The organism is Plesiomonas sp. ZOR0011, assembly GCF_000800945.1.
Taxonomy (GTDB): domain Bacteria; phylum Pseudomonadota; class Gammaproteobacteria; order Enterobacterales; family CAMTGL01; genus Plesiomonas; species Plesiomonas shigelloides.
Window position 1 is genome coordinate 55,471 of sequence record NZ_JRKB01000062.1, and the last position, 25,468, is coordinate 80,938.

The 25,468-nt window shown below is 54.7% G+C and carries 24 protein-coding genes; 10 read left to right on the top strand and 14 right to left on the bottom strand.

The genetic code is table 11. The annotated features are described in order from the left end of the window. Position 1: 1 nt before the first annotated feature. Together mlaE and mlaF are read right to left on the bottom strand one after the other, a co-directional pair. Entirely contained in the window at positions 2-784 is a 783-nt protein-coding gene (mlaE, locus tag L975_RS11100) for a lipid asymmetry maintenance ABC transporter permease subunit MlaE (RefSeq protein ID WP_010862652.1), read from the bottom strand. After that, the gene (gene mlaF / locus L975_RS11105; protein ID WP_010862653.1) at positions 784-1,587 is read right to left on the bottom strand and encodes a phospholipid ABC transporter ATP-binding protein MlaF; all 804 of its coding nucleotides are present in this window, start codon (positions 1,585-1,587) and stop codon (positions 784-786) included. Before mlaF ends, mlaE begins: the two co-directional genes overlap by 1 nt. A 281-nt stretch (positions 1,588-1,868) precedes the next feature. On the opposite strand from mlaF, the gene kdsD reads away from it, so the two are divergent. From kdsD to rapZ, 9 genes are all read left to right on the top strand, one after another. Continuing rightward, positions 1,869-2,852 (top strand): arabinose-5-phosphate isomerase KdsD, encoded by a 984-nt coding sequence (gene kdsD, locus L975_RS11110; RefSeq protein WP_106911418.1) that lies wholly within the window; start codon positions 1,869-1,871, stop codon positions 2,850-2,852. After that, positions 2,852-3,403, top strand: coding sequence for a 3-deoxy-manno-octulosonate-8-phosphatase KdsC (gene kdsC, locus L975_RS11115; RefSeq protein WP_010862655.1), 552 nt, complete (start codon positions 2,852-2,854; stop codon positions 3,401-3,403). The genes kdsD and kdsC overlap by 1 nt, the downstream gene beginning before the upstream one ends. Continuing rightward, a complete protein-coding gene (lptC, locus tag L975_RS11120) occupies positions 3,400-3,957 on the top strand; it encodes an LPS export ABC transporter periplasmic protein LptC (protein ID WP_047708692.1) in 558 nt (185 codons plus the stop codon). The genes kdsC and lptC overlap by 4 nt, the downstream gene beginning before the upstream one ends. Next, entirely contained in the window at positions 3,938-4,462 is a 525-nt protein-coding gene (lptA, locus tag L975_RS11125) for a lipopolysaccharide ABC transporter substrate-binding protein LptA (protein WP_010862657.1), read from the top strand. Before lptC ends, lptA begins: the two co-directional genes overlap by 20 nt. After that, positions 4,463-5,188 carry an LPS export ABC transporter ATP-binding protein gene (lptB, locus tag L975_RS11130; RefSeq protein WP_010862658.1) on the top strand — a complete coding sequence of 242 codons (726 nt, stop codon included), beginning with the start codon at positions 4,463-4,465 and terminating at the stop codon, positions 5,186-5,188. A gap of 65 nt (positions 5,189-5,253) precedes the next feature. Next, a complete protein-coding gene (rpoN, locus tag L975_RS11135; RefSeq protein WP_047708694.1) occupies positions 5,254-6,753 on the top strand; it encodes an RNA polymerase factor sigma-54 in 1,500 nt (499 codons plus the stop codon). A 25-nt stretch (positions 6,754-6,778) separates the two neighbouring features. Beyond that, positions 6,779-7,066, top strand: a complete 288-nt coding sequence (hpf, locus tag L975_RS11140) for a ribosome hibernation promoting factor (RefSeq protein ID WP_039046483.1) — start codon at positions 6,779-6,781, stop codon at positions 7,064-7,066. A gap of 2 nt (positions 7,067-7,068) precedes the next feature. Next, the gene (gene ptsN / locus L975_RS11145; protein WP_010862661.1) at positions 7,069-7,515 is read left to right on the top strand and encodes a PTS IIA-like nitrogen regulatory protein PtsN; all 447 of its coding nucleotides are present in this window, start codon (positions 7,069-7,071) and stop codon (positions 7,513-7,515) included. Positions 7,516-7,528: 13 nt separating this feature from the next. Continuing rightward, on the top strand, positions 7,529-8,401 hold the full coding sequence (gene rapZ / locus L975_RS11150) for an RNase adapter RapZ (RefSeq protein ID WP_010862662.1): 873 nt from the start codon (positions 7,529-7,531) through the stop codon (positions 8,399-8,401). Between the two features lie 190 nt (positions 8,402-8,591). Here rapZ and L975_RS11155 read toward each other — a convergent pair whose 3' ends face one another. The 3 genes from L975_RS11155 to pmbA form a co-directional block, all read right to left on the bottom strand. Next, positions 8,592-9,119, bottom strand: a complete 528-nt coding sequence (locus L975_RS11155) for a cytochrome b/b6 domain-containing protein (RefSeq protein WP_052181424.1) — start codon at positions 9,117-9,119, stop codon at positions 8,592-8,594. Between the two features lie 3 nt (positions 9,120-9,122). Further along, positions 9,123-9,536, bottom strand: coding sequence for a cytochrome b562 (locus tag L975_RS11160; protein WP_010862664.1), 414 nt, complete (start codon positions 9,534-9,536; stop codon positions 9,123-9,125). Between the two features lie 355 nt (positions 9,537-9,891). Then, positions 9,892-11,232: a metalloprotease PmbA gene (gene pmbA / locus L975_RS11165; RefSeq protein ID WP_039046482.1), complete on the bottom strand. Its 1,341-nt coding sequence runs from the start codon at positions 11,230-11,232 to the stop codon at positions 9,892-9,894. Between the two features lie 131 nt (positions 11,233-11,363). On the opposite strand from pmbA, the gene yjgA reads away from it, so the two are divergent. Beyond that, a complete protein-coding gene (gene yjgA / locus L975_RS11170; RefSeq protein ID WP_010862666.1) occupies positions 11,364-11,915 on the top strand; it encodes a ribosome biogenesis factor YjgA in 552 nt (183 codons plus the stop codon). Positions 11,916-12,024: 109 nt separating this feature from the next. On the opposite strand, the gene tldD is transcribed toward yjgA, so the two are convergent. From tldD to csrD, 9 genes are all read right to left on the bottom strand, one after another. Then, complete coding sequence (gene tldD / locus L975_RS11175; protein WP_047708695.1) at positions 12,025-13,470, bottom strand: metalloprotease TldD; 1,446 nt, start codon at positions 13,468-13,470, stop codon at positions 12,025-12,027. Positions 13,471-13,515: 45 nt separating this feature from the next. Then, positions 13,516-14,352 (bottom strand): carbon-nitrogen hydrolase family protein, encoded by an 837-nt coding sequence (locus L975_RS11180; protein WP_047708697.1) that lies wholly within the window; start codon positions 14,350-14,352, stop codon positions 13,516-13,518. Next, positions 14,352-18,197: a YhdP family protein gene (locus L975_RS11185; protein ID WP_047708698.1), complete on the bottom strand. Its 3,846-nt coding sequence runs from the start codon at positions 18,195-18,197 to the stop codon at positions 14,352-14,354. The genes L975_RS11180 and L975_RS11185 overlap by 1 nt, the downstream gene beginning before the upstream one ends. Positions 18,198-18,208: 11 nt before the next feature. Then, the gene (gene rng / locus L975_RS11190; protein ID WP_010862670.1) at positions 18,209-19,678 is read right to left on the bottom strand and encodes a ribonuclease G; all 1,470 of its coding nucleotides are present in this window, start codon (positions 19,676-19,678) and stop codon (positions 18,209-18,211) included. 45 nt (positions 19,679-19,723) lie between these two features. After that, a complete protein-coding gene (locus L975_RS11195; RefSeq protein WP_047708700.1) occupies positions 19,724-20,287 on the bottom strand; it encodes a nucleoside triphosphate pyrophosphatase in 564 nt (187 codons plus the stop codon). An 8-nt stretch (positions 20,288-20,295) separates the two neighbouring features. Further along, complete coding sequence (mreD, locus tag L975_RS11200) at positions 20,296-20,784, bottom strand: rod shape-determining protein MreD (protein WP_010862672.1); 489 nt, start codon at positions 20,782-20,784, stop codon at positions 20,296-20,298. Then, entirely contained in the window at positions 20,781-21,905 is a 1,125-nt protein-coding gene (gene mreC, locus L975_RS11205; RefSeq protein ID WP_047708701.1) for a rod shape-determining protein MreC, read from the bottom strand. Before mreC ends, mreD begins: the two co-directional genes overlap by 4 nt. 65 nt (positions 21,906-21,970) lie before the next feature. After that, positions 21,971-23,014, bottom strand: a complete 1,044-nt coding sequence (mreB, locus tag L975_RS11210; RefSeq protein WP_010862674.1) for a rod shape-determining protein MreB — start codon at positions 23,012-23,014, stop codon at positions 21,971-21,973. Between the two features lie 206 nt (positions 23,015-23,220). Beyond that, entirely contained in the window at positions 23,221-25,158 is a 1,938-nt protein-coding gene (gene csrD / locus L975_RS11215; protein ID WP_047708703.1) for an RNase E specificity factor CsrD, read from the bottom strand. Positions 25,159-25,468: the final 310 nt, after the last annotated feature.

The window sequence follows — 25,468 nt, forward strand, 5'->3', positions numbered from 1 at the left end:
ATCAATTCCCAAACATCAGTGCAGTAAGCACAAAATCTAACGCCAATACGGCTAACGAAGCATGTACCACAGTACGGGTGGTCGCCTGACTGATACCTTCCGAAGTCGGCACCGCATCATAACCATTGAAGAGCGCAATCCAGGTCACCGTAATGGCAAACACCACGCTCTTTAGCAGGCCGTTGAGTAAATCATACGACCAGCTAACCGATGACTGCATCACCGCCCAGAAGCTGCCATGATCGATGCCTTTCCAATCGACACCCACCACGCCGCCGCCCCAAATACCAACGGCGACAAAAATCATCGACAAAATTGGCATGCTGATCACCCCGGCCCAAAAACGCGGCGCAATCACTCGGCGTAGCGGATCGACCGCCATCATCTCCAAGCTAGAAAGCTGCTCGGTGGCCTTCATCAAGCCGATTTCGGCCGTTAGCGCCGAGCCCGCGCGCCCAGCAAACAGCAAGGCCGTAACCACCGGCCCAAGCTCACGGAACAACGATAACGCCACCATCTGACCAAGGCTGGTTTCAGCGCCGAAATCCACCAAAATGATGTAGCCCTGCAGCGCCAGCACCATCCCGATAAAAAGGCCAGACACGATAATAATCAGCAGCGATTGCACGCCCACGCTATACAGCTGACGCAGCAACAGCGGGAATTGCTTAGCCGGTTGCGGGCGCCCCACTAGCGCGCCAAATAGCATCAGACCGGCACGGCCAAACGCCCCACATACATGCATGCCACGCCGTCCGAGCGCAGCCAAAGAATCTAACACCATTAACCGAATAACTCCGTACGATAATCCTGTGCCGGGAAGCGGAACGGCACGGGGCCGTCGGCTTTACCATCCAGGAACTGACGCACCCGCGGATCGGTATGCGCGCGCAGCGTATCTGGGGATCCCTGCGCTATCACATGCTGCTCTGCCACGATGTAAGCATAGTCAGAAATGCTGAGCACCTCCGGCACATCATGCGACACCACGATACAAGTCAGGCCCAGTGACTGATTGAGCTGACGAATTAACGTCACCAAAACGCCCATGTTGATCGGGTCTTGGCCAGCAAACGGCTCATCAAACATAATCAGCTGCGGGTCGAGCGCGATCGCCCGTGCCAACGCCGCACGCCGCGCCATCCCACCGGATAGCTCCGATGGCATCAACTGCGCCGCGCCGCGCAGTCCAACCGACTCCAGCTTCATCAGCACCACTTGACGCAGCAACTCTTCTGGCAAGCGGGTATGCTCGCGTAGCGCAAAGGCCACGTTTTCAAACACGTTCAGATCGGTGAATAACGCCCCGGACTGAAACAGCATGCTCATCTTTTTCCGCACGTCATATAAACGGCGACGCGACAATGCGGGGATATTCTCCCCATCAAACCAGATCTCGCCCGCAGAGGGCTGCAGCTGGCCGGCAATCAAGCGCAGCAGCGTGGTTTTACCGATCCCGGACGGACCCATGATCGCCGTCACTTTGCCTTGCGGCACGACGAGGTTAATATCCTCAAAGATCGGACGTTCTCCCCGGTAGAAGCTCATATGACGAACTTCGACTAAGTTCGTTTCCGCCTGAGTCATAACATTCTCTATAGGTTGAAAGCGATAATAAAGTAGCCGGGCATAATAGGCATTAACCATACATATCTCAATAACCGAGCTTGGTTTGCCGTTTTACTTTTGTCGCCGCGACAGTCAAAATTAGCACCATAAAATCAGATACCGATATTAAACCATAGATTGTGCGCGCGGTTTTCAGTTAATGCGGTCGGCCGCCGCCTCGTTGGTGCAGGGTTTAATTTCGCTGCCCGCCAGCCTGCGCTGGCTCGGCTTACTACCGCAGTTCAGCATCACACGGAACGATGAGAATAATTATGCCAAACGCGTTTGATTTTCAGCACTGGGGACGCCATGTGGTCGCCACCGAACGGGACAGTATTGCCCAGCTCGAGCAGTATATTAATGATGACTTTGCCCGTGCGTGCCAACTGATCTATGCCGCCAGCGGCAAAGTGGTGGTGATGGGAATGGGCAAATCCGGCCATATCGGCCGTAAAATTGCCGCCACCTTGGCCAGTACCGGTACGCCGGCTTTTTTTGTCCACCCAGGCGAAGCCAGCCATGGCGATCTGGGAATGCTGAGTAAAGACGATGTCGTGCTGGCGATTTCCAACTCCGGTGAAGCCCATGAAATTCTGGCTTTGATCCCCGTCATCAAACGCCTTGGCAACCGCATGATCTGCATGACCGGCAAGCCAGACAGCAGCATGGCGCAAAATGCCGATGTACACCTGTGTATCCATGTTCCGCAAGAAGCTTGCCCGCTCGGCTTAGCGCCAACCTCCAGCACCACCGCAACCTTGGTGATGGGTGATGCTCTGGCTGTCGCCTTACTCAAAGCGCGCGGTTTTACCGCGGATGATTTTGCCCTGTCTCACCCAGGCGGCGCTTTAGGGCGTAAGCTGCTGCTCAAAGTGCAAGACATCATGCACACCGGCGATGAATTACCGCATGTTGCTCCAGACGCCAGTCTGCGCGATACCGTGCTGGAAATTTCGCGCAAAAAACTGGGTATGGTAGTAATCTGCGACGACATGATGCATATTCAGGGCATTTTCACCGACGGTGACCTGCGCCGAGTGTTCGATTTGCACCATGACCTGCACAATATCATCATTCAACATGTCATGACCCCGGGCGGACTGCGTATTTCGCCAGACGCATTGGCGGTCGAAGCCCTGAATCTGATGCAACAGCGCAGCGTCTCTTGTCTGTTGGTCACACACAATGACACCCTGGTCGGGGTGATCCACATGCACGATTTGTTAAAGGCCGGAGTGGTATAATGCTGATAGAAACCTGTTACGGTGCCGTTGAGCGCCGCGTCGTTGAGCGCGCGGCACAGATTAAACTGCTAATCTGTGATGTTGACGGTGTACTGTCTGACGGGCTGATTTACATGGGCAACCAGGGCGAAGAGCTCAAAGCCTTCCACGTGCGTGATGGCTACGGGATCCGTTGCCTGCTGACTTCCGATATCGAAGTCGGCATCATCACCGGTCGCTCCTCACAACTGGTGGCCGATCGCGCCAAAACCTTGGGGATCAACCACCTGTACCAAGGACAGCTAGATAAAATCGTCGCCTTCAATGCGCTGCTGGCCAAGTTGCAACTGCGTCCAGAACAAGTGGCCTATATCGGCGATGACCTGATTGACTGGCCGGTAATGCAACAAGTGGGATTATCGGTCTGTGTGGCCGATGCACACCCAATGCTACTGCCGCGGGCTCACTACACCACCCACTTGCGTGGCGGTCATGGTGCGGTACGTGAACTGTGCGATCTGATCTTGCTGGCACAGGGCAAGCTGGAACAGGCGCAAGGGCACTCCATATGAATATCCGCTGGAGTCTGTTCCTCGGCGCGATAGCGTTGGTATTGCTCGGCTGGCTGGCCACCAATGGTGGTAATGAGCCGACAGTGCCCGCCCCAGTGCAAGGCGATCCGTCGTTCTGGGGCAATAACATGCTGACCGTGGTTTACGACCCGACCGGGAAATTGCACTATAAATTGGTCTCCACCAAGGTTAAATATTATGCTGAAAACGGGAACACCGATTTCAGCCAACCGCTGATGACCTTGTATTCCGCAGAAGGAATACCCATCTGGATGGTACAGGCCAAAGATGCCGTGCTGACCAAAGATAAAATGCTATACCTGAAAGGCGATGTCGAAGTTAACAGCCTGACGCCGGACTCCCAGTTGGAAAAACTGGAAACCACGCAGGCCACGATTAATCTGACCACTCAGGATATTACGTCCGATACCAAGGTGACCGTTTACGGTGCCAACTTCACCTCAGTCGGACTGAAAATGCGCGGGAACCTACGTAACCGCACGGCCGAGCTGCAGGAACAGGTAAAATCCTACTATGAAATTAAAAAACCGTAACTTACTGGCAGTGTGTGTGCTGCTGGCGCTGAGTCGGCCGGCCTTGGCGGTCAAAGGGGATACCGATCAGCCGATTAACATCAACTCAGAGCAGCAATCTCTGGATCTGGCGACCAATACCGTGGTGTTCACCGGCAACGTGGTGCTGACCCAAGGTACGATTGATGTGAAAGCCGATAAAGTGGTGGTGATCCGCCCGAAAGATGAGAAAGGCAAAGAGATCATCGAAGGCTTCGGTAAACCGGCCACCTTTTATCAGATGCAAGACAACGGCAAGCCCGTTGAAGGCCATGCCGATAAGATTCGTTACGACTTGGGTAAAGACTTTGTGGAACTGATCGGAAATGCTGAGCTCAAACAATTAGATAGCAGCGTAAAAGCCGATCGCATTACCTACTTGATCCAAAAGCAACAGATGGATGCCTTCAGCAACAAAGGCCAGCGCGTGGTCACCGTATTGCAGCCGTCACAATTGAATAACTCCAACAAGAAAAGTAGCAACTAAATGGCAGTCCTGAGCGCAGAAAATCTGGCCAAAAGCTATAAAGGCCGCAAAGTGGTGGTCGACGTCAGTTTGACCGTCAAATCCGGTGAAATTGTCGGTTTGCTCGGCCCCAACGGTGCCGGTAAAACCACCACCTTTTACATGGTGGTCGGTCTGGTGGCCCGTGATAACGGTAGTATCAGCATTGATGGCGATGATATCAGCTTACTGCCGATGCATGCTCGTGCTCGCCGTGGCATTGGCTATCTGCCTCAGGAAGCGTCTATCTTCCGTCGCCTGACGGTGTACAACAACCTGATGGCGGTACTGGAAACCCGTAGCGATCTGGATCAGCAAGGCCGTGAAGCGCGCGCCGAAGAGCTGCTGGATGAGTTCCATATCCAGCACATCCGTGACAGCTTAGGGCAAGCACTGTCCGGCGGTGAACGTCGCCGAGTAGAAATTGCCCGCGCCTTAGCTGCCAACCCTAAATTTATCCTGCTGGATGAACCTTTTGCCGGCGTAGACCCGATTTCGGTTATCGACATCAAGAACATCATTAAACACCTGCGTGATAGCGGGCTGGGCGTTCTGATCACCGACCACAATGTGCGGGAAACGCTGGATGTGTGCGAGCATGCCTACATCGTAAGTCAAGGACATATGATCGCACATGGGACTCCGGCAGAGATTCTGGAAAATGAACATGTTAAACGGGTATATCTGGGTGACCAGTTCCGTTTATAACGTAATATCATACTGAAAAGCGATGAGCTCCCGGCTTAGCCGGGAAGTACGGATACCGAGGTTGCATGAAGCCAAGTTTACAACTCAAGCTGAGTCAGCAATTAGCGATGACACCGCAACTGCAACAGGCGATCCGTCTGTTGCAACTGTCAACGCTTGAGCTGCAGCAAGAGATCCAACAGGCGCTGGAAAGCAACCCTCTGCTAGAGCTGGCCGACGATCTGGAAGAGATGCCACTGGATGCTCAAGCGCTGGCCCACACGGCGGAAACGCCGAGCCAATCTGCCAGCGCCGAGCATCAAGATGCCACCGACGCCGAGCCGTTGCTAGACAGCCGCGATGCACTGGAACAACAGGAGCTGCCACAGGAATTGCCGGTGGACACGACCTGGGACGATCTCTATACCGCAGGAAATAACCTTACTGGTGGCTCCGGTAGTACCTCTGACAGCGATACCCCACAGTATCAAGGGGAAACCAACGAAACCCTGCAAGATTACCTGCTGTGGCAGGCTGAATTGTCGCGCTTAAGTGAAACCGACCATGCCATCGCCATCGCCATCATCGATGCGGTAGACGATGCCGGTTACCTCACCGTCTCTTTAGACGACATCTTAGCAAGCCTTGGCAATGAGCAGATTGAACTGGACGAAGTGCAAGCGGTACTGACCCGCGTCCAACACTTTGACCCGATAGGCTCCGCGGCGCGCGATTTACGCGAATGCCTGCTGATCCAGTTAAACCAGCTCGCCGCCGATACACCGTCATTGCCGCAAGCGCGACTGATTATCAGCGAACATATCGATCTGCTGGCTAATCGTGATTTTCGCAGCCTGACGCGGGAAACGCGCCTGAAAGAGGACGAGCTGAAAGCGGCGATCGCCTTGATCCAGACCCTCAATCCACGTCCAGGACACAGCATCTCGCAAAGCGAGACCGAATACGTGATCCCCGATGTGGCAGTGCGCAAAATTGCCGGTGAATGGGTGGTGGAGCTCAATGGCGATGCCACGCCGCGCCTGTCTATCAACCAGCACTACGCGGCCTTGTCACGCCAAATAAGCAACAGCAGTGACGTGCAATTTATCCGCAGTAACTTGCAAGATGCAAAGTGGTTGATCAAAAGTCTGGAAAGCCGTAATGATACTTTACTCAAAGTGGCTCGCTGTATTGTCGATCATCAGCAAGACTTCTTTGAGTATGGTGAAGAATCGATGAAGCCGATGGTGCTGGCCGATGTCGCCCAAACGGTGGAAATGCACGAATCAACCATATCACGCGTCACAACCCAAAAATATTTACATAGCCCACGCGGCATTTTTGAGCTTAAGTATTTCTTTTCAAGCCACGTTAGCACGGAAGATGGTGGCGAATGTTCATCCACGGCCATTCGAGCATTAGTCAAGAAAATGGTCGCGGCGGAAAATCCTGCGAAGCCGCTGAGCGATAGCAAAATCGCCTCAATGCTCGCAGACCAGGGGATCATGGTGGCGCGACGAACCATCGCCAAATACCGTGAATCACTCGCGATACCCCCGTCGAATCAGCGTAAACGCTTGGTTTAAAGACAACAGGATGAGGAAGACGCTTATGCAAATTAATCTGTCAGGTCATAATGTAGAAATTACAGAAGCGTTACGTGACTACGTCACCAACAAATTCAGTAAACTGGAACGTTTTTTTGAACATATCAACAATGTTCATGTCGTACTGACAGTGGAAAAAACCGTTCAGATTGCCGAAGCGACACTCCACGTGAATGCCGGTGAGCTGCATGCATCCGCCGAGCATGAAACTATGTACGCGGCCATTGACCTGCTGATTGACAAGCTTGCGCGTCAGCTCACTAAACATAAAGACAAATTAAACAAGCAGTAATTATGCAACTTAGCTCAGTGCTGTCTCTGGACTGTACCCGTAGTGCGGTCCATTGCTCCAGCAAAAAACGTGCTCTGGAAATCATCAGTGAGCTGGCCGCCAGTCGGCTCACTGTCGCTCCGCAAACCCTGTTTGAAGCCATGCTGGCCCGCGAAAAAATGGGCAGTACCGGTATCGGCAATGGGATTGCTATTCCACACGGGAAAATGGAGCCAGGCACCACTACGGTGGCGGTGTTTATCCGTACCGAACAGCCGATCCCCTTTGACGCGGTAGACAATCAACCGGTCGATCTGCTGTTTGCCCTGCTGGTACCCGAAGATCAGTGCCAGCAACACCTGCAAACCTTGTCCGCCGTGGCCAAACGCCTCGCCGACAAGAGTGTTTGCCGGCGTTTAAGAACAGCACTTTCTGATGAAGAGCTGTATCAGATATTGACTGAGGAATAATGGAGTCGCGATCATGGTGTTAATGATCGTCAGCGGACGTTCAGGTTCAGGAAAATCCGTCGCCCTACGGGCCATTGAAGATATGGGTTTTTACTGTGTCGATAACCTTCCTGTGACGCTGCTGCCCGAACTGGCCCGCTCCTTAATGGATCGGCAAACCTCGGCGGCGGTCAGTATCGACGTGCGTAACCTGCCCAACTCCCCGGCGGAGTTGGATAAAGCGCTGAACGATCTGCCGGAAGGCTTTGTCCCGCAGCTTCTGTTTTTAGATGCGGATCGCAATACCCTGATCCGCCGCTACAGCGACACACGTCGTCTGCACCCGCTCTCTAGCCAGAGTTTGTCACTGGAAAGCGCCATCGATACCGAAAATGAGCTGCTAGAGCCACTGCGCTCACGCGCTGACTTGGTGATTGATACCAGCGAGATGTCGGTGCATGAGCTGGCCGAAATGCTGCGCTCGCGCCTGCTCGGTAAACGCGAACGCGAACTGACCATGGTGTTTGAGTCGTTTGGCTTTAAGCACGGTATTCCGATTGATGCGGACTATGTGTTTGATGTGCGCTTCTTGCCTAACCCGCACTGGGATCCAAAACTGCGTCCGATGACCGGTTTGGATAAGCCCGTAGCGGCGTTTTTAGCCCGTCATACCGAAGTGCATAACTTTATCTACCAGACGCGCAGCTATCTGGAACAGTGGTTGCCGATGCTGGAAACCAATAACCGTAGTTACCTGACCGTGGCCATTGGTTGTACCGGCGGTAAGCACCGCTCGGTGTACATTGCCGAACAGCTGGCGGACTATTTCCGCTCCCGTGGCAAGAATGTGCAATCGCGCCACCGAACACTAGAAAAGCGCCCGAAAGACGCCCAAAACCCAGCGTAACCCGCATAATACGGCGAGCATGCGCGATTGCTCACATCTGGCGTTCACCCACGCATTCAATAAAAAAACAGCGGCCAAAAGCCGCTGTTTTTTGTTTGGGTATTTTCTTTTAGCGACTGCATGGATCACCACAGACTACCGTTATAAGCACTCTCTAAGGTTATATACCCAAACGAAATGCGGTAAATGCTTAAGGTAGCGGCAACATTCGTCGTAACAGATTCTGCCCCATGCGGTGTGACATCAAGATCACCGCCAACACATGTACCACCACCAGCACCGTTAGCCCGTCCACCAACCACGCGTGGATATCCGCTAACGGCCAGGCATCGCCCCAGCTCTGATCTTGGCCCCAACCAGTGACCGCCACGGCCAGTAGCCCTAACCAAAACAGCCAAATCGCCAGTGCGCCTAACGGATTATGCTCCAACTGATTAGGCAACTCGCCGGAGCGGATCTGCGCTACATGATGACGTACCCGCGTCCAGCTCGGTAAAAACTGACTTAAGCGAGCTGGCCCGCGCGCTAACGTTAGCCCCCACAGCAAGCGCAATAACACTAACCCCGCCACCGTCAGGCCGATACGTTCATGCCACACACCGCCAGCCTCATTGAGCAGGCGGTTACACACAAAACCGCCGGCCACCAGCCAATGAGTCGCAATCACCACCGCATCCCAACGATCTGCTGGCAAGCGGTGTTTATTTGCCTCGGCCATCGGTTAATCTTTCACTTTCAATTCTTTGTGGTAATGATCGCGCACGGTTTTCATCTCGCCGATCACTTTTTTCGCCTCAGGCACCTTACCGTCAGCCAATAACGCGAGCGCTTGGTCGGTTTGATCTTCGAGTTTGCTCAAGCCTGTCAGGTACGTTTTGTGTGCCTCACTGTGTTCGGTCATCCCTTTAGGTTTGTTTGGGATCATTCCCTGCGCTTGCTGCGCGGCAGAGCGGATCGCCTGCAGATCGCGCGTCAGCAGCGCCGGATCATCACTTTTGCTAATCGCTCGGTAGTTACGCGCGATGATCTTCATTGCCTGCTCGACATCAGCTATTTTTTCTTCCGCCCGCAGCGGAGCACTCGCTAAGGTTGCCGCCAGACACACGCTGACCATCAGGGTTAATAGTTTCGCCATTGCACACTCCTTTTGCTCTACAAAAAAAACACACTTTGTACACAAACGAGTATATCGGCTCACACAAAGTGGGGGAAATGCTTTTTCCTGCTCTCAAGACTCTCTTGCGCTGAAAAAACGCACAACACGAGCGCGAAACGCAGAATGTGAAAAACATCACGGCAAAAGCACTGCCTAGATAAAGGACAGGAAAGAAAGAAAAGAGAAAAAGGGAAAAGGAAGGAAAACACTGGGAAGCTAAAGCAAAGCAATAACCACTATCCCTAATCACCTATCGCCTATCGCCTATCGTCCGCCACAAACGCGCCACGGACGATAGGTACTAGAAGACACTAACAGGATAATGTCGCCAGCATCAGCTACCGGCAATCTTCATGGTATCGAGCAAAATCGAACCGGTCTGGATGCTGGAGCGCAGCTCAAGATCACTGCCAACCGCCACCATATTCGTGAACATCTCTTTGAGATTACCGGCGATAGTGATCTCAGAGACCGGATACTGGATCTCGCCATTTTCCACCCAAAAACCGGCCGCGCCGCGGGAGTAGTCGCCCGTAACCGCATTCACGCCTTGGCCCATCAACTCAGTCACCAACAGACCCCTGTCCATCTGGCGCAGCAGCTGATTGAAATCTTGGCCGGTGTGTTGCACTTGCCAATTGTGGATCCCGCCGGCATGACCGGTGGTTTGCATACCTAGCTTGCGCGCGGCATAGCTGGTCAGCAAATAAGTCTGCAACACGCCCTGCTCAATGATCTGCAGATCGCGCGTCCGTACCCCTTCGCTATCAAACGGCGTCGACGCCAGCCCTTTGAGCAGATGTGGACGTTCCACAATGTTGAACCACTCCGGCAGGATTTGATGGCCTAATTTATCTAATAAGAACGATGACTTACGATACAGATTGCCACCGCTGATCGCGCCGACCAGATGGCCAATCAAACCGGTGGCCACTTCCGCGCTAAACAGCACCGGCGCTTGGGTGGTGGCAATTTTACGCGCCCCTAAGCGGCTTAAGGTACGGCGCGCACACTCTTCGCCAACCCACTGTGGGCTCATCAAATCGGCCGCATCACGGGCGATGGTATAGCTGTAATCACGCTCCATCTCGCCATTGTGCTCACCAATCATGCTGCATGACAGTGAATGTCGGCTAGACGGATAACTGTGCAGCAAACCGTGGCTGTTACCGTACACTTTAACGCCATAATGGCTGTTAAACGCCGCGCCATCACTGTTGGTAATCCGCGCATCGGCCGCCAGCGCGGTATTTTCCGCGTCAATGGCATAACGCGCCGCCAGATCGGGATCTATTTGCATCGGATGGAACAAATCAAGATCCGGGATCTCAAAGGCCATCAGCTCTTTATCGGCGGGCCCGGCATACGGATCCGGTGAGGTATGACGAGCAATTTCCAGCGCCGCTTCCACCGTCTGGCGGATCGCGCTTTCGCTCAGATCGGTCGTTGATGCGCTGCCTTTGCACTGACCCCGGTAGACCGTGATCCCCAAGGCACCATCACTGTTAAATTCAACGTTCTCAACGTCACCCAAACGGGTACTGACACTGATCCCGGTGGTCTTGGTGATCGCCACTTCCGCGGCATCGCTTGCGGTTGCGGCCAGCTCCAGCGCACGTGCCACCGCATTTTCCAGCTCTTGACGCTGTTTGGTTACCTGAGTCACTGCATCCATAAATTCTGTCTGCCATGCTTAAATTGAACATTCTTCTCATGCAAGCATATCAGGAATAGGCAGCAATTTCGCAGCCATCGCACTAACCTGATAGAATCAGCAATTAAATTGACATGCCGTGAGTACTCGCAATGAGAAAACGTAATGATGACCTGCACTGGCAGGATGAGGAAGAAGAAGAGATCATCTGGGTCAGTAAGAGCGAAATCAAACGCGATGCTGAAGCCCTCAAAGCCTTGGGACAAGAGCTGATTGCTCTGGGTCGTCAGGCACTGAACCGCGTACCGCTGGATGATGAGCTGCGCGCTGAAATCGAGCTGGCACAAAAAATCAGCAAGGAAGGCTTGCGCCGTCAGGTACAGTTCATCGGTAAAATGCTGCGCTCACGGGATGTGACGCCGATTGTCACTGCACTCGACAAGATGAAAAACAAGCATAATCAGCAAATTGCCCTGTTCCACAAGTTTGAGCGTATTCGCGATCAACTGCTGGAAAAAGGCGACGATGCGCTGGCGATGGTATTGCACGATTATCCGCAAGCTGACCGTCAGCATTTGCGTAATCTGGTGCGCAGTGCCCTGAAAGAAAAAGCCGACAACAAGCCGCCAAAAGCATATCGCGAAATCTTCCAGTATCTGAAAGAGCTGGCCGAGCAGCGCGAGAGCGAGGAATCTGGCGAATAAGCGCTCTGTTGCTAGCGATAAAAACGTCTACCGCAGGTTACAAGGACAGTAACCCGGTAGCGGTCTCTAGGCAGACACCGCTACCACGTACCTAACGCGCACGCTTAACTTAGGCGGTACCGCCCACGGTCATCGCATCCAGCTTCAAAGTTGGCTGACCAACACCCACTGGCACGCTTTGCCCTTCTTTACCGCATACCCCGACGCCCTTATCCAGCGCCAGATCGTTACCCACCATCGACACCTGCTGCATCGCTTCGATGCCGGAGCCGACCAAGGTCGCGCCTTTGACCGGACGAGTAATCTGACCGTTTTCAATCAGATAGGCTTCAGAGGCGGAGAATACGAACTTACCGGAGGTGATATCCACCTGACCGCCACCAAAGTTAGGCGCGTACAGGCCATATTCCACACTGCTGATAATCTCTTGCGGCGTGTGTTGACCGGCCAGCATGTAGGTATTGGTCATACGCGGCATCGGTAGGTGCGCATACGACTCACGGCGACCATTACCGGTCGGCGCCACGCCCATCAGGCGCGCGTTGAGCTTATCTTGCATGTAGCCTTTCAGAATACCGTTTTCAATCAGCACGTTGTACTGACCCGGTACCCCTTCATCATCGATATTCAATGAACCGCGGCGATGAGCCAATGTGCCGTCATCGACAATGGTACACAGCGGCGAGGTCACCTGCTCACCGATACGACCGGAGAACACCGATGCTTCCTTACGGTTAAAATCACCTTCCAGACCATGGCCAACCGCTTCGTGCAACAACACGCCCGGCCAACCAGCCCCTAACACCACCGGCATGGTACCGGCAGGCGCTGGCGTGGCGTGCAGGTTCACCAACGCCTGGCGCACCGCTTCACGGGCAAAGGCTTCGGCTCGAATTTCGCCATTTTCTTCGGCTTGGAAATAGGCATAGCCGGTACGCGCACCACCACCGGCAGAGCCACGTTCCCGCAAGCCATCCTCTTCCACCAGCACACTGACTGACAAACGCACCAGCGGGCGGATATCCGCCGCCAGCGTGCCATCGGTGGCGGCCACCAGCACTTCTTCGTAAACGCCGGTTAAGCTGGCGGTCACTTCAGTCACGCGCGCATCAGCGGCACGCGCCGCTTTATCTACCTGATGCAGCAGGGCAATTTTATCTTCCCGCGACAAGCTGCCGAGCGGATCAACTGGCAGATAAATCCCGCTGGCGTTTTGCGCCATCAACGGGCGACACACACCCGATTGTCCCGCGGCGGCAATGCCACGTGCGGCCAGCGCACTTTGCTGCAAGCTATGACGGGTGATCTGATCGGCATACGCAAAACCGGTCTTTTCACCGCTGACCGCGCGCACACCCACCCCTTTATCGATGTTGTACGAGGCGTCTTTAATAATGCGATCTTCCAGCACCCACGCTTCGTGGTAACTGGACTGAAAATAGAGGTCGGCGTAATCCACATGGCGCTCGGCCAGCAGACTCAACGTTGTCTCGAGATCAGAAATATCAAGACCGGTCGGGGATAGTAACTGCTCACTGACAGCGTTCAGACTCATCGGGGGTACTCTTTATCTAATCCTGTGATGCGCCATAGCAGCCCATCACTTCAAAAATTGTGCATCAAACCGGTTATGCTGTAAGACCGGCATTTGATTGCGCAGTATAGGAAGCGCAGATACATCCACGCAAGCTTGTAACGGGGCGATCCGATCGGGCTGCTCTGCCACTATGCTGCCCCAGGGGTCCACCACCATGCTGTGTCCCCAGGTGTGGCGCTTAGGTGAGTGCCCACCCACTTGCGCCGCAGCCACCACCCAGCATTGGTTTTCGATTGCCCGTGCGCGCAGCAGCACTTCCCAGTGCGCTTCGCCGGTTACCGTAGTAAAGGCTGCGGGCACCACCAAGATTTCAGCGCCCTGCTGGCGTAGCTGCTGATACAAGCCGGGGAAACGTAAATCATAACAGATGGATAACCCCAAGCGGCCAACCGGTGAGTCCACCACCACCACTTGCTGTCCACCGCAATAAGTTTGTGACTCGCAATAGTGTCCTTGCGAGTCCGCCACTTCCACATCAAACAGGTGGATTTTATCGTAACGCGCGCGGATCTGGCCGCTGGCGTCAAACAGCAGACAGCTGCTGGTCAAACGCTGGTCATCGGTACGGTGATACAGCGGCATCGAGCCGACCAGTAACCACTTGCCATAACGGCGTGCCAACGTGGCCAGCGTTTCTTGTAACCGACCTTCACCTTCGCGCTCCGCCCAGCCGCGGTAGGCCACCGCATCGGCAAATAACAACGCATTTTCCGGCAACACTACCAGCTGCACGCTGGCATCCAGTTGGCGCAATTGCCCTTCAATTTGCAGCAAATTCAGCTGCACATCAGCTCCGCTGCATAACTGCAAAAGGGCGATATTCGGTCTGCGAGCATCCATCAGAAATCTCCTTTTTCTATACGCTGCGTTTCCTGAACCTGCGGATTATCCATGCTACCTTCAATATGATAGCGCAGCAGGGAAAGCTTGCTCCACAGCGGTGACAAGGCCTGCGAGGCGGCAAATACCGCGAGTCCCGCCACCGGATTGACCATAAAGGCCGTGGCCACCGACAAACCGGCGCCCAGTTCAGGCGCTATCACGGCATCCATGTTAATGGTGCGGCGGTATAAATTCATATCCCCGCGCAGGGCAATATCGGCCAGTAAGCCGTCAATCAACAGGTTATCGGTACGCAGTATACCGCGGGTAATCGATGCCGTGCCGGTTATCTTGTCGTAAAAGAAACCTTCTTCAAACGCATCACTGAAGTCCAGCCGCAGCTTACGCAGTAATGAGTCAGTACTCACTAACCGCAGAACCTGTCCGGTTCGGCCACCGACTTCGGAGATCATCCCTTTGCGCGCTTTTAGCGACAACGAGCCACCGAGCTGGGATAAATCCAGCTGCCAGGGTGCTCCCGGCCAGCGCAGAGTAAAGGTCAGATCGGTTGGCGTATCGCGCAGTGAGGTGGCTACGCCAAAGTGGGTCAGCAATGCTGCCAGATTCGGAGTTTGCAACCGGCCACCGACGGTCGTGAGCACCGCTTGCCCACGTCCGCCACGCCATGCACCATCAAAGGTTAAGGTGCCAAGGCCGGTATCAATCAAGCCGTTGCTGAGGGTCAACGCCTGTGCCGACGGCGTCAAATCGGCCTGCACCCGCTTGAACGCCTGACCATCAATCTGGCAATCATTACACCGCAGGCGCAGCGCTGGCCAACGGCGAAAATCGGTAGTTTGCGCCGCTGACGATGAGGCGGCGCGGTTACTCGTCGCCGGTATCGGGCGGCTCGCCGCGCTACCTAAAGCCGGGCTAGAGACAGCGCTGGAATCCGGTAAGCGCCAATTGAGGTAGGCCAGATCAATGCGCCACGGCGCCTGACGATGCAGCGTCGCGGTGCCGCGAATTTGCTGACCTAACGCCTTGAGCTGATAACTGTCACCTTGCAGGCGGCCATTGAGCGCTAGGTTATCCCAGCGCTGACCACCGAGCTGCAGCGTACCGGTATCCAACTGCAGATAGTCGGGCAGATAACCTAACCAACCCGCAGGCGTTGGGGTACTGCGACTTAAATTACTCACTGCCGGCACCAGCATGTCTTGCCACGCATCCAGATTCAGGCTCGGTAAGTTGGCGGTCAACACCATAGCGCCAGCCGGACGCGCCTTCGAATTGACTGGCCCCACATCCAACCATGCACGCTGCAAGCTAGCCTGTGCCCCCACTTGCCAAGCGCCTTGGAAGCGCGCTAACGCCCCCCAGTTCGCCTGTACGGTAAAGCGTTTCAGATCGCCTTTGGCCATCGCCTGCCAACGTTGCCCCTGCCAAGCGGCATTATCCAGCGGTGCCGGTAAGCGGCTGCGTACGGCGCCGAGCCCGCCGTCCAAATTCACCTGATAACGAGCCCCACCGCTCGCCGGCAATTGCACCGCGACTTTGCCTTGCCAAGGTAGGCGGCCACTGAGTTGTTGCCAGAGCGGAGTGTTCCACGCCTGCGGCAGTTGGCTGACCTGCCAATTGCCTTTCAGACCGACATCAATGGTGTAATTTTGCTGTTGCTGACGGGTGGTGAAATCAAGCGTGACCGGTTGCTGCCACAAACGGGCCTGTAATGGCTGACTACGCAGATTACCGTTATCAAAGCGAAAATCACCTTTGACCCCCGACAATACCAAATCCAACGATTTCAAGCGCAGGGCGTTATTGTCTAACCACACACGGCCTTTGGCATCGGCCTGTGCGCCAGACAGCGGAATCGACAGCTGCAACTGCCCTTTCACCGGCCCTTGCAGTTGGATCTCTTGCAGCGCCGCGCCTACCGAGTCACGCAGTGGGGAGTGCGTCAGATAATATTGCACCTCCGGCGCGCGTCCTTGTACGCTGGCATCAATTTTCAAGTTGGCGTCGGCGTGCAGTGGATCAATGCAGGCCTCAATGCGGGTTGCGCGCGCCGCGCCCAAACGCGCTTGCGTGCTGTGCATCAACAAGCGATCGTCTTCAAACAGCAAGTCGAGATCCAAATCGCGCAGCGGCAACCAGTTAGGGTCAAACTGAAATACGGCCTGTCGTACCGGCACCGCCACCTGAAACACCCCATCATTGCCCTGATAAGGAAATTGCAGCGGATCGCCAGACCACACCAAGGTCGCGCCCTGCACATGGCCGGCTTGCAACGTCGGTGTTAGGTAATCGGTCAGCGCATTGCCCATCAGACCACGAGGATAATAACGCCACGCCTGCGCCGCCTGATTCAAATTAATGCCGCCCAAAATGCCCAGCCATGGCGCTTGTGCCCGCGGCCAATCTAAGCGAAAACGGCCATTAAACTGCAAATACGGCGAACGCAAATCCACCCGCTCACTGCTCAGCTGCCAGCCTTGCTCGCCAAAGGTGGCCTGCAAGTCTACTTCACTGCCAGCCAGTGTAATCGGCTCTGGAAACTGCTGCGGATAGGTCAAGACACTGTGTGGGCCAGCGCGCACCTGTAAGCGTGCCTCCGCTAACGAGCCTTGCAGATTACCGGTGACATCGGTCAGGGCGGGCCACTGCTCACCGCCGCGGATCCCCACATGGGCAAAACGGGCGTTTAGCGTGGTGTTTTCCAGCTTGGTCAGCGGTAACGTGAGGTTGAGAGCGCTGAGCTCGCCGTGCGGCTGCATTTGTTGCAACACCCGCAACGCTGGGATCTCCGGTACTGCCGCCGGTAACAATGGAGAGATCAAGGCCAAATCCAAGGCAGTGCTTTGGATCTGCAGCTGATCTTGCTGATAGGTCGCTTGCAATGCGCTAAGCGGCCAAGGCTGTTGATCGGTTTGCAGTGCCAGCTGCGGCACTCGCGCCGTCAAAATGTCATCGGTGCGCTGTAACTGTACCTGCAAACGGCGAAAGCTCAGGCTGTGAGTATCGCTCCCCTGACCCCAAAGACTGCGGCCATTTTCCAGCTGCAACAGGCCTTGTTGCATGCGGTTATCGGCAATCGTTAGCCACGCGCTAACAGTCAGCTGCGCTGATTGCAAACCGCTTAGACGAGCGCCACGCTGCGTCAACCACGGCGTCAGATCCAGCTGCTCACCGTGCAGATAAATCTGCCCACGCTCTAAACGATGCACGCCATCATAAAGATCAAAACGCAGATCCAGCGCGCCATAATTTTGCCCACCGCCCGCCAGCGCAATACTGCCTTGCGCCTGATGACGACGTTGGCCGTTATGCCAGCCCAGTCGATTGACGGTCAGCTGTAAAGGTTCACCGGAGGGCGTGATGAAACGAAATTGGCTATCTTGCAGCTCAAATTGACTGAGTTGGTCGAACACCAGCTCATCCAGCCGCCGCAGCGCTTGCCGATCATTATCATTACCGGCCGGCTCGCTGGCGCGCCACGGATAGCGGCTGTCCAAACGGACACCAGAAAAAATCAGGGAGGAAAACTGCCAGCGACGCTGCAGTAAGGATTGCCAGAGATTGAGCCGCCCTTCGACACGGGCAACCTGAACCTGCAATTTCGGCAGGTTTAAGGTGACATTTTCCAGCGTCAGCTGTGGAGCGGCCGCCAGCCAGCGCCCTTGCAGCATACCGATATCCAGCGGTACGCCGGTCCAACTGCGCACCTGAGTCAGCAGCGGCTCACGCCACTGATTCAGGTGCGGTAACGCCAGACGTAATCCGCTGATTAGCAGGGCAATCAGCACCAGAATTCCGGCGAAAATACGTAGCCCCCAGGCTACGCGCGGTGATTGCCCCACAATCGGCTCCGTCACATCATGACGACATCAAACTGCTCTTGTTGATAGAGCGGTTCAGTTTGAATTTTAACCTGTTTTCCGATGAACAGCTCCAGCTCGGCCAGTGCATGCGACTCCTCGCCGCGTAGCGCATCCGCCACTGCCGCCGAGGCATACACCAAAAACTGATCGGCGTCATAGGCATGATGCACCCGCACGATTTCGCGCAGGATCTCATAACAGACACTTTCTACGGTCTTGACCGTACCGCGCCCTTGGCAGGTCGGGCATTCGCCACACAACACGTGCTCTAAGCTCTCGCGGGTGCGCTTACGTGTCATTTCCACCAGCCCCAACTGGGTAAACCCGTTGATGTTGGTTTTGACCCGATCTTTGCCCAGCGCTTGCTCTAGCGAGTGCAGTACGCGCCGACGATGCTCTTCACTCAGCATATCGATAAAATCGATAATGATGATGCCGCCTAAATTACGCAGGCGCAGCTGACGAGCGATAGCTTGGGTCGCTTCGATGTTGGTGTTGAAGATAGTCTCTTCTAAATTGCGATGCCCAACAAAGGCGCCCGTGTTGATATCAATGGTGGTCATCGCTTCGGTCTGGTCGATAATCAAATAACCGCCCGATTTGAGCTCCACTTTCCGATCCAGCACCCGCTGGATCTCATTTTCGATATCAAACAGGTCGAAAATCGGTTGGCGACCGGTATACAGCTCGAACTTGTCCGTCAGCTCTGGCACATATTCGCGGGTAAATTCGGTCAGCACTTCAAACATCTGCCGCGAATCCACACGAATACGCGCTAATTCAGTACCGACAAAGTCGCGCAAAATGCGCTGACCAATCGCCAACTCACCGTACAAGGTGGTTCGGCTGCCCTGACGGGTTTTACGCTGCAGCACTTTACTCCACAGACGCTTTAAAAACGCCGCATCTTGCGCCAGCTCCGCTTCACCTACGCCTTCGGCGGCGGTGCGAATAATAAAACCGCCCAGTTCGTCGCACTGCTGCGAGACAATGCTTTTCAAACGCTCGCGCTCAACTTCGCTCTCGATCCGCTGTGATACGCCGACATGGCTCGCCCCTGGCATAAACACCAGATAGCGTGAAGGCAGCGTGATATCCGTGGTCAGGCGCGCACCTTTGGTGCCAAGCGGATCTTTAACCACCTGCACCATGATGTCTTGTCCTTGGCGCACCAACTCGGCAATATCGCGCACGCGAAATTGTTGTTGCTCGGTGTCCGCTACGCACTCAGTATGCGGAACGATGTCAGAAGCGTGCAAGAACGCGGCCTTTTCCAGACCAATATCGACAAAAGCGGCTTGCATCCCCGGCAATACCCGGCTGACTTTTCCCTTATAAATATTGCCGACGATCCCGCGTTTGGCCTCGCGCTCAATATGGACTTCCTGTAATACCCCGCCCTCGACCATCGCGATCCGGGTTTCACTCGGAGTAACGTTGATTAATAGCTCAGCCGTCATGGTAATTCCTCAACTCTTCTCTGTTCTGCCGGCGCACCCTGCCGTTTACGCGGTTCGGGTAAAACGAGCCAGCAGCTGATCGGTTTCCATTAAGGGTAAGCCCATCACAGCATGGTAACTGCCTGACAGGTGCGCCACGAAACGGCCACCTGCACCCTGAATGCCATAGGCACCGGCTTTATCCGCCGGTTCACCAGACTGAATATAGTGAGCAATATCCGCCGCCGTTAACGGGCGGAAGGTCACATCCGTGACCACGCAATCGCAATGCATCTGCTGGCGATCGGCTACTGCCACGGCGGTAAACACCTGATGAGTACGCCCAGACAGTGCTTGCAACATGGTAGCGGCATGCGCTTCATCACGCGGCTTTTCCAGTACCTGACCGTCTAATACCACAATGGTATCAGCAGCCACCACCGGATGATCCTGCGGTGCCACACTCACCCCGGCCTGGGCCTTATCCTGCGCTAACCGTAACACATATTGCTGCGGTGATTCTGACGGATCGTAAATTTCCGGTACATTGATCGGTAAAACGGCAAACTCCGCGTCCAGCAAGGCCAGCAGCTCACGCCGACGCGGGGAAGTGGATGCTAAATAAATCATACCCGTCCTTAACGGATGGCAAACTGGCGTCGTACTTTACGCAGCAGCAAAAACAGCCATGGCCACAACAGACCGCTGATCAAACTGCCCCACAGCATGTCGGGGTGGAACTGCACCGTTGAGACCAAAAATTCAGCCCAAAAGACGATCAGTTTGCAGGCCAGCGATAACACCAGCACCACCACCCCTTGTTGCCAGAGTGCCAAATTACGTAATAACTGAAAATTGAATGCCACCACATATGCCAGCAGGGACAGCGCCAGCGCATGTACCCCCAGCGTGGCGCCCTGCGCCAGATCCCAGATGATCCCGATGACAAAGGCGGTACCGACATTCACCCGATGCGGCAACGCCACCACCCAGTAAATCAGCACCAAGGCCAGCCATGAGGGACGCAATGCATCCAGCTCCACCGGCCACGGCATCATCTGCAGCACCAACGCAATCAAAAAGGACAGAGCAATCATGACTCGTCCACGGGCTCGATAAAAACTCACTGTCTTGCTCCCTGAACCGGTTTGGCGGCAGGCGGCGTGGCCGGTGTACGTGTCGCGCTCGGCTTGTTAGCAGCCGGTTTCGCCGCCGGCGCAGTCGAGGCCGAAGGCTTAACCGCGCCATTACCGCTAGCCGCAGCACCTGCTGGTTTGGCACTGGCAGGCTCGGTACTCGTAGGCGTAGCACTCGCGGGCACGGCGCCTTCGGCATCCGGCGTGGTTTCCAGCGGCGGCAGTGCATCCGGGATCCGCTCACGTGCCGCTTCGCGCACTTCATCGGCGGTTGGCGGCGGCGTGGTCTCACTCTTGTTCGGCCACAGCAGCAGCAGATAACGCAAACGCTCCAATTGGGCGGTCGGCGTTACCGACACCACGGCAAACGCATTCTGGCTATCAACATCAAACGATTTGATAATGCCGACCGGATACCCTTCAGGGAAACGGCCACCGAGCCCAGAGGTCACTAACATGTCACCAGGGCGAATATCGGTAGAGCTTGGAATATGCTCCAGTTGCAACTCATCGCGGCGTCCAGTACCGCTGGCTATCACGCGGATATCGTTACGCAGTACCTGTACCGGGATCGCATGGGTCGCATCGGAGATCAGCAGCACTCGGCTCGACACCTTGCCGACCGAAATCACCTGTCCAACCACGCCTTTATCACTGATCACCGGCTGGCCAATGTACACGCCCTGATCCGATCCCTTATCGATCACCACCTGATGAGTATAAGGATCCGTATCGGCGGTCAGTACCTGCGCCACCATCTTGCGCTCGTCGCTACGCAGCGGCGAACCGAGCAACTCGCGTAACCGGTCATTTTCATGTTTAAGCTGCTCGAGCATCAACAAATCACTGTTTTTAGTCAGTAACTCCTGACGCAAAGCACGGTTTTCCAGAATTAAACGATCCTGACTTTCTAAACGCTCGGAGGCGGAATCCAGCAACTGACGCGGGGAATTGGCGAGATAGTGCAGCGGGCTTATCAGCGTGTCTAATGACGATCGTACACTGTTGAAAGTAATCAGCCGACTGTCCATGATCAGCAAGCTAACAGAAGTGACCACGGCCAGAAACAGACGCAATTGCAGGGATGGGCCACGGCCAAAAATCGGCTTCATAATGTTGTTCTAACCCTCGGTATGCAGAGGGTGACGACGCAAACGCCGTCACCCGATCATTCGGCTCAATCTTCGCTGAACAGATCGCCGCCGTGCATATCGATCATTTCCAGCGCTTTACCGCCACCGCGAGCCACACAGGTCAGCGGATCTTCGGCGACCACCACCGGAATACCGGTTTCTTCGGTCAGCAAGCGCTCCAAGTTACGCAGCAGTGCACCACCACCGGTCAGCACCATGCCACGCTCAGAAATGTCAGAAGCCAGCTCTGGCGGACACTGCTCCAGTGCCACCATCACCGCCGACACGATACCGGTCAACGGCTCTTGCAGTGCTTCCAGAATTTCGTTGGAGTTCAGGGTAAAGCTACGCGGTACCCCTTCAGCCAAGTTACGGCCACGCACTTCGATTTCACGCACTTCGTCGCCCGGATAGGCCGAGCCGATTTCGTGCTTGATGCGCTCAGCCGTCGCTTCACCAATCAGCGAGCCGTAGTTACGGCGCACATAGTTGATGATGGCTTCATCGAAACGGTCACCACCGATACGCACAGACGAGGAGTACACCACGCCGTTCAAGGAGATCACCGCGACTTCGGTAGTACCACCACCGATATCGATCACCATGGAACCGGTCGCTTCCGATACCGGCAGACCCGCACCGATCGCCGCCGCCATTGGCTCTTCAATCAGGAACACTTCACGAGCGCCAGCACCCAGTGCGGACTCACGGATGGCACGACGCTCAACTTGCGTCGCACCCACAGGCACACACACCAGAACGCGTGGGCTCGGGCGCATCATGCTGTTGCTGTGCACTTGTTTGATGAAGTGCTGCAGCATCTTCTCTGTCACGAAGAAGTCTGCAATCACACCATCTTTCATCGGACGGATGGCCGCGATGTTGCCCGGAGTACGGCCCAACATCTGTTTGGCTTCATGCCCGACCGCTGCCACACTCTTGGATGAACCGGAACGATCCTGACGGATCGCCACCACGGAAGGTTCATTCAGAACAATGCCTTGTCCTTTCACATAGATCAGGGTGTTTGCGGTACCCAAATCGATGGACAAGTCATTGGAAAACATGCCACGAAACTTTTTAAACATAACTAACGGCCAATCCTGAAAACTCTGCCCGGAAAACTCGGGCTACTCTACCAACCCCTATCGCCCCGCTCAAGGCGCTATAAGGCTGGCAACGCAATTCTGATGGGAATAAAGACGTTATTCTCACCACGTATTTTTTAAATTTCTCTGCAACACAAGACATCAGCGCGTGTCAGCTCGCACTCAAGGTGACAACACCACGCGAATCAGGCCCGGGGACGACGAAAGGATAACTGTCGACGCTGAGTGACAGGTTTTACCGGCGCAAACAATGTGCCCTGACCGGCATAGACCCCTAATTTTCGTAATTTTGTCCATTCCTGCGTGGATTGTACACCAACGGCATACAAACGCGCGGTGGTTCCTGCACACGCACCAATCAGGCTACGTACAAATAATTGGTTTTCCGGACGCTGATCAATATTATGCACCAGACTCGGGTGTAACTTGATAATATCAATCTGCAGCAGTTTGATATAAAAAGTATTTACTACCGTCAGCCCAGCCTGCACAACCACCAATTTACAATCCATTCCTTTGAGGAAACGGGCCAGTGTACGCAATCTGTCGATGTGTTGACACAGATCTGCCTCTGCAAGTTCCAAAAATAATCGCTGCCGGATATTTCTTGGCTGCTGCATCAGCAGATCCCGTAACCAATACTGAAAAGATTTACGCAGTAATGCGTCCACGGTTAAATTGACCGCGATCCCCTCATGCCCCGGTATTTTCTCTAGCAAACGGATTGCCATCAACATAATTTCGCGATCAAATCGCTCAGCTAAACCTAACTGCTTGACCATCGGCATAAATTCAACCGAGCGTAACCAGTTGCCCTGTTCGTCTTTAATCCGAATAAACATTTCAACCTGTTCCGTCACCCCATCGCGACTTAAGATCGCTTGGGTAAATGGATACAGCTCTTTTTTATTCAGGGCATTTTCCAGCAGCGTGCGCCAACGGACCGAACCACGCACTGGTGCATCGTCTGGCCGCTCTTTGCTGCTAGCAAACCAGCTATTGCTGCCTTGTAGTGACGCCGAACGCACCGCCATCTCCGCTTCATCCATGACATTTTCCAGAATGTCATTTTGTCTAAAGCTGACCAAACCGATAAACACAAAGGCGCTGGCATCAATGCCGGAAGGCAACGGTAATTGCTGAGTCATCTTCAGGATTTGTTCGGCCAGATGCCCGGCTTCCTTAATCCCCAGCTGCGGCAGCAAGGCGGCAAAATCACCATCGAAATAACGCGCCAATAGGCCATTTGGTACACGCAGCACAAAGGTCGACAACTGCGAGACCAGATCCTGAATCAGTGCATCGGCGACCTTGTCGCCCATGTCATGGCGCAGTACATCGATATCCGCCAACCGGATCACCATCACGCAGCCATGGCTTTCCGGCTCATCCAGCAAGGCCGACAGCTGATTATCAAAGAACATCCGGTTCGACACCCCCGTCAGCTGATCCAAAAAGGTATGCGAACGAATAAAGGTATCGAAACGGCTACGCTCTTGCCGCGCATCATGCAGCTCGCTCATTAGCCGATCTAGCACCACACTGGCCGATTGCGGCCATTCGCGCGGGTCACGCTGCGGAATATCTTCAATGCCTTTTTTCAAGATCAATCGCGCGCGATCTTCGAGCATCTCGGCCCCCAGCAACTGTTCACGCAACCAGTTGAGACCAAAGATCAAACCAATGATCACCAGCCCAGAAGCCAGTGAAATCGAAGACATCGAGGTGATGGAATAGGTGTAGCGCAGCAGCGGATCAACGGCGCTAATCTGCACCTGATCGCCTGGATTGAGCAGCAACGGATACTGATAATGCACCAGCATTTTGTCGTTGATTTCGACATTTTTTGGTGCTTGATAGTGATAAATCTCGCGCGCGGCATTGCGGATCGTCAGCGTCTGTACTTCTGCCGCCGCCAAAATCGGCGGTAGCCAGTCATCGAGCTTGTTTGGCTCATCTTTTTGCAGCGCCTGATCGATCACCGTCACCACGGTCAGCCAGCGGTGAGAGACCTGATCTTCGGCCAGCTGACGAAAACCCAGTGTGCCACCAATCAGCATCACTACCATCGCCAGCCCTACAAATGACGTGACAAACGCCACAAATCGGGTGGTAAAACGCATCCTTGTTGTTATCCCATCAGTTGAGCACGCAGATTGGTACTTCGGGTCTGTGATATCCGTATTGATACCGGCGCGGTGTCTATATGGCGCTGCTCGATGGCCTTGCTAGCAGGCCTTCGCTCGACCAAACCGGCTACGTAAGCCGAATCCAGTCATAACACCAGTACATGCGCCTTGCCTCAAAGCTTGCCCGCATTCCAATAAATAATGAGCCGTCGTGTGGCTCGTCATGCAAGCATGGCAATATGGCTGCGGCGGCGTTCGGACTATGACATCGAACTCCGGGCAGGAATATATGACAAATGGCGCG

Coding starts and splice junctions, on each gene's coding strand:
- mlaE (WP_010862652.1), bottom strand. CDS start 784: ATGGTGTTAGATTCTTTGGCTGCGCTCGGACGGCGTGGCATGCATGTA.
- mlaF (WP_010862653.1), bottom strand. CDS start 1,587: ATGACTCAGGCGGAAACGAACTTAGTCGAAGTTCGTCATATGAGCTTC.
- kdsD (WP_106911418.1), top strand. CDS start 1,869: ATGAGAATAATTATGCCAAACGCGTTTGATTTTCAGCACTGGGGACGC.
- kdsC (WP_010862655.1), top strand. CDS start 2,852: ATGCTGATAGAAACCTGTTACGGTGCCGTTGAGCGCCGCGTCGTTGAG.
- lptC (WP_047708692.1), top strand. CDS start 3,400: ATGAATATCCGCTGGAGTCTGTTCCTCGGCGCGATAGCGTTGGTATTG.
- lptA (WP_010862657.1), top strand. CDS start 3,938: ATGAAATTAAAAAACCGTAACTTACTGGCAGTGTGTGTGCTGCTGGCG.
- lptB (WP_010862658.1), top strand. CDS start 4,463: ATGGCAGTCCTGAGCGCAGAAAATCTGGCCAAAAGCTATAAAGGCCGC.
- rpoN (WP_047708694.1), top strand. CDS start 5,254: ATGAAGCCAAGTTTACAACTCAAGCTGAGTCAGCAATTAGCGATGACA.
- hpf (WP_039046483.1), top strand. CDS start 6,779: ATGCAAATTAATCTGTCAGGTCATAATGTAGAAATTACAGAAGCGTTA.
- ptsN (WP_010862661.1), top strand. CDS start 7,069: ATGCAACTTAGCTCAGTGCTGTCTCTGGACTGTACCCGTAGTGCGGTC.
- rapZ (WP_010862662.1), top strand. CDS start 7,529: ATGGTGTTAATGATCGTCAGCGGACGTTCAGGTTCAGGAAAATCCGTC.
- L975_RS11155 (WP_052181424.1), bottom strand. CDS start 9,119: ATGGCCGAGGCAAATAAACACCGCTTGCCAGCAGATCGTTGGGATGCG.
- L975_RS11160 (WP_010862664.1), bottom strand. CDS start 9,536: ATGGCGAAACTATTAACCCTGATGGTCAGCGTGTGTCTGGCGGCAACC.
- pmbA (WP_039046482.1), bottom strand. CDS start 11,232: ATGGATGCAGTGACTCAGGTAACCAAACAGCGTCAAGAGCTGGAAAAT.
- yjgA (WP_010862666.1), top strand. CDS start 11,364: ATGAGAAAACGTAATGATGACCTGCACTGGCAGGATGAGGAAGAAGAA.
- tldD (WP_047708695.1), bottom strand. CDS start 13,470: ATGAGTCTGAACGCTGTCAGTGAGCAGTTACTATCCCCGACCGGTCTT.
- L975_RS11180 (WP_047708697.1), bottom strand. CDS start 14,352: ATGGATGCTCGCAGACCGAATATCGCCCTTTTGCAGTTATGCAGCGGA.
- rng (WP_010862670.1), bottom strand. CDS start 19,678: ATGACGGCTGAGCTATTAATCAACGTTACTCCGAGTGAAACCCGGATC.
- L975_RS11195 (WP_047708700.1), bottom strand. CDS start 20,287: ATGATTTATTTAGCATCCACTTCCCCGCGTCGGCGTGAGCTGCTGGCC.
- mreC (WP_047708701.1), bottom strand. CDS start 21,905: ATGAAGCCGATTTTTGGCCGTGGCCCATCCCTGCAATTGCGTCTGTTT.
- mreB (WP_010862674.1), bottom strand. CDS start 23,014: ATGTTTAAAAAGTTTCGTGGCATGTTTTCCAATGACTTGTCCATCGAT.
- csrD (WP_047708703.1), bottom strand. CDS start 25,158: ATGCGTTTTACCACCCGATTTGTGGCGTTTGTCACGTCATTTGTAGGG.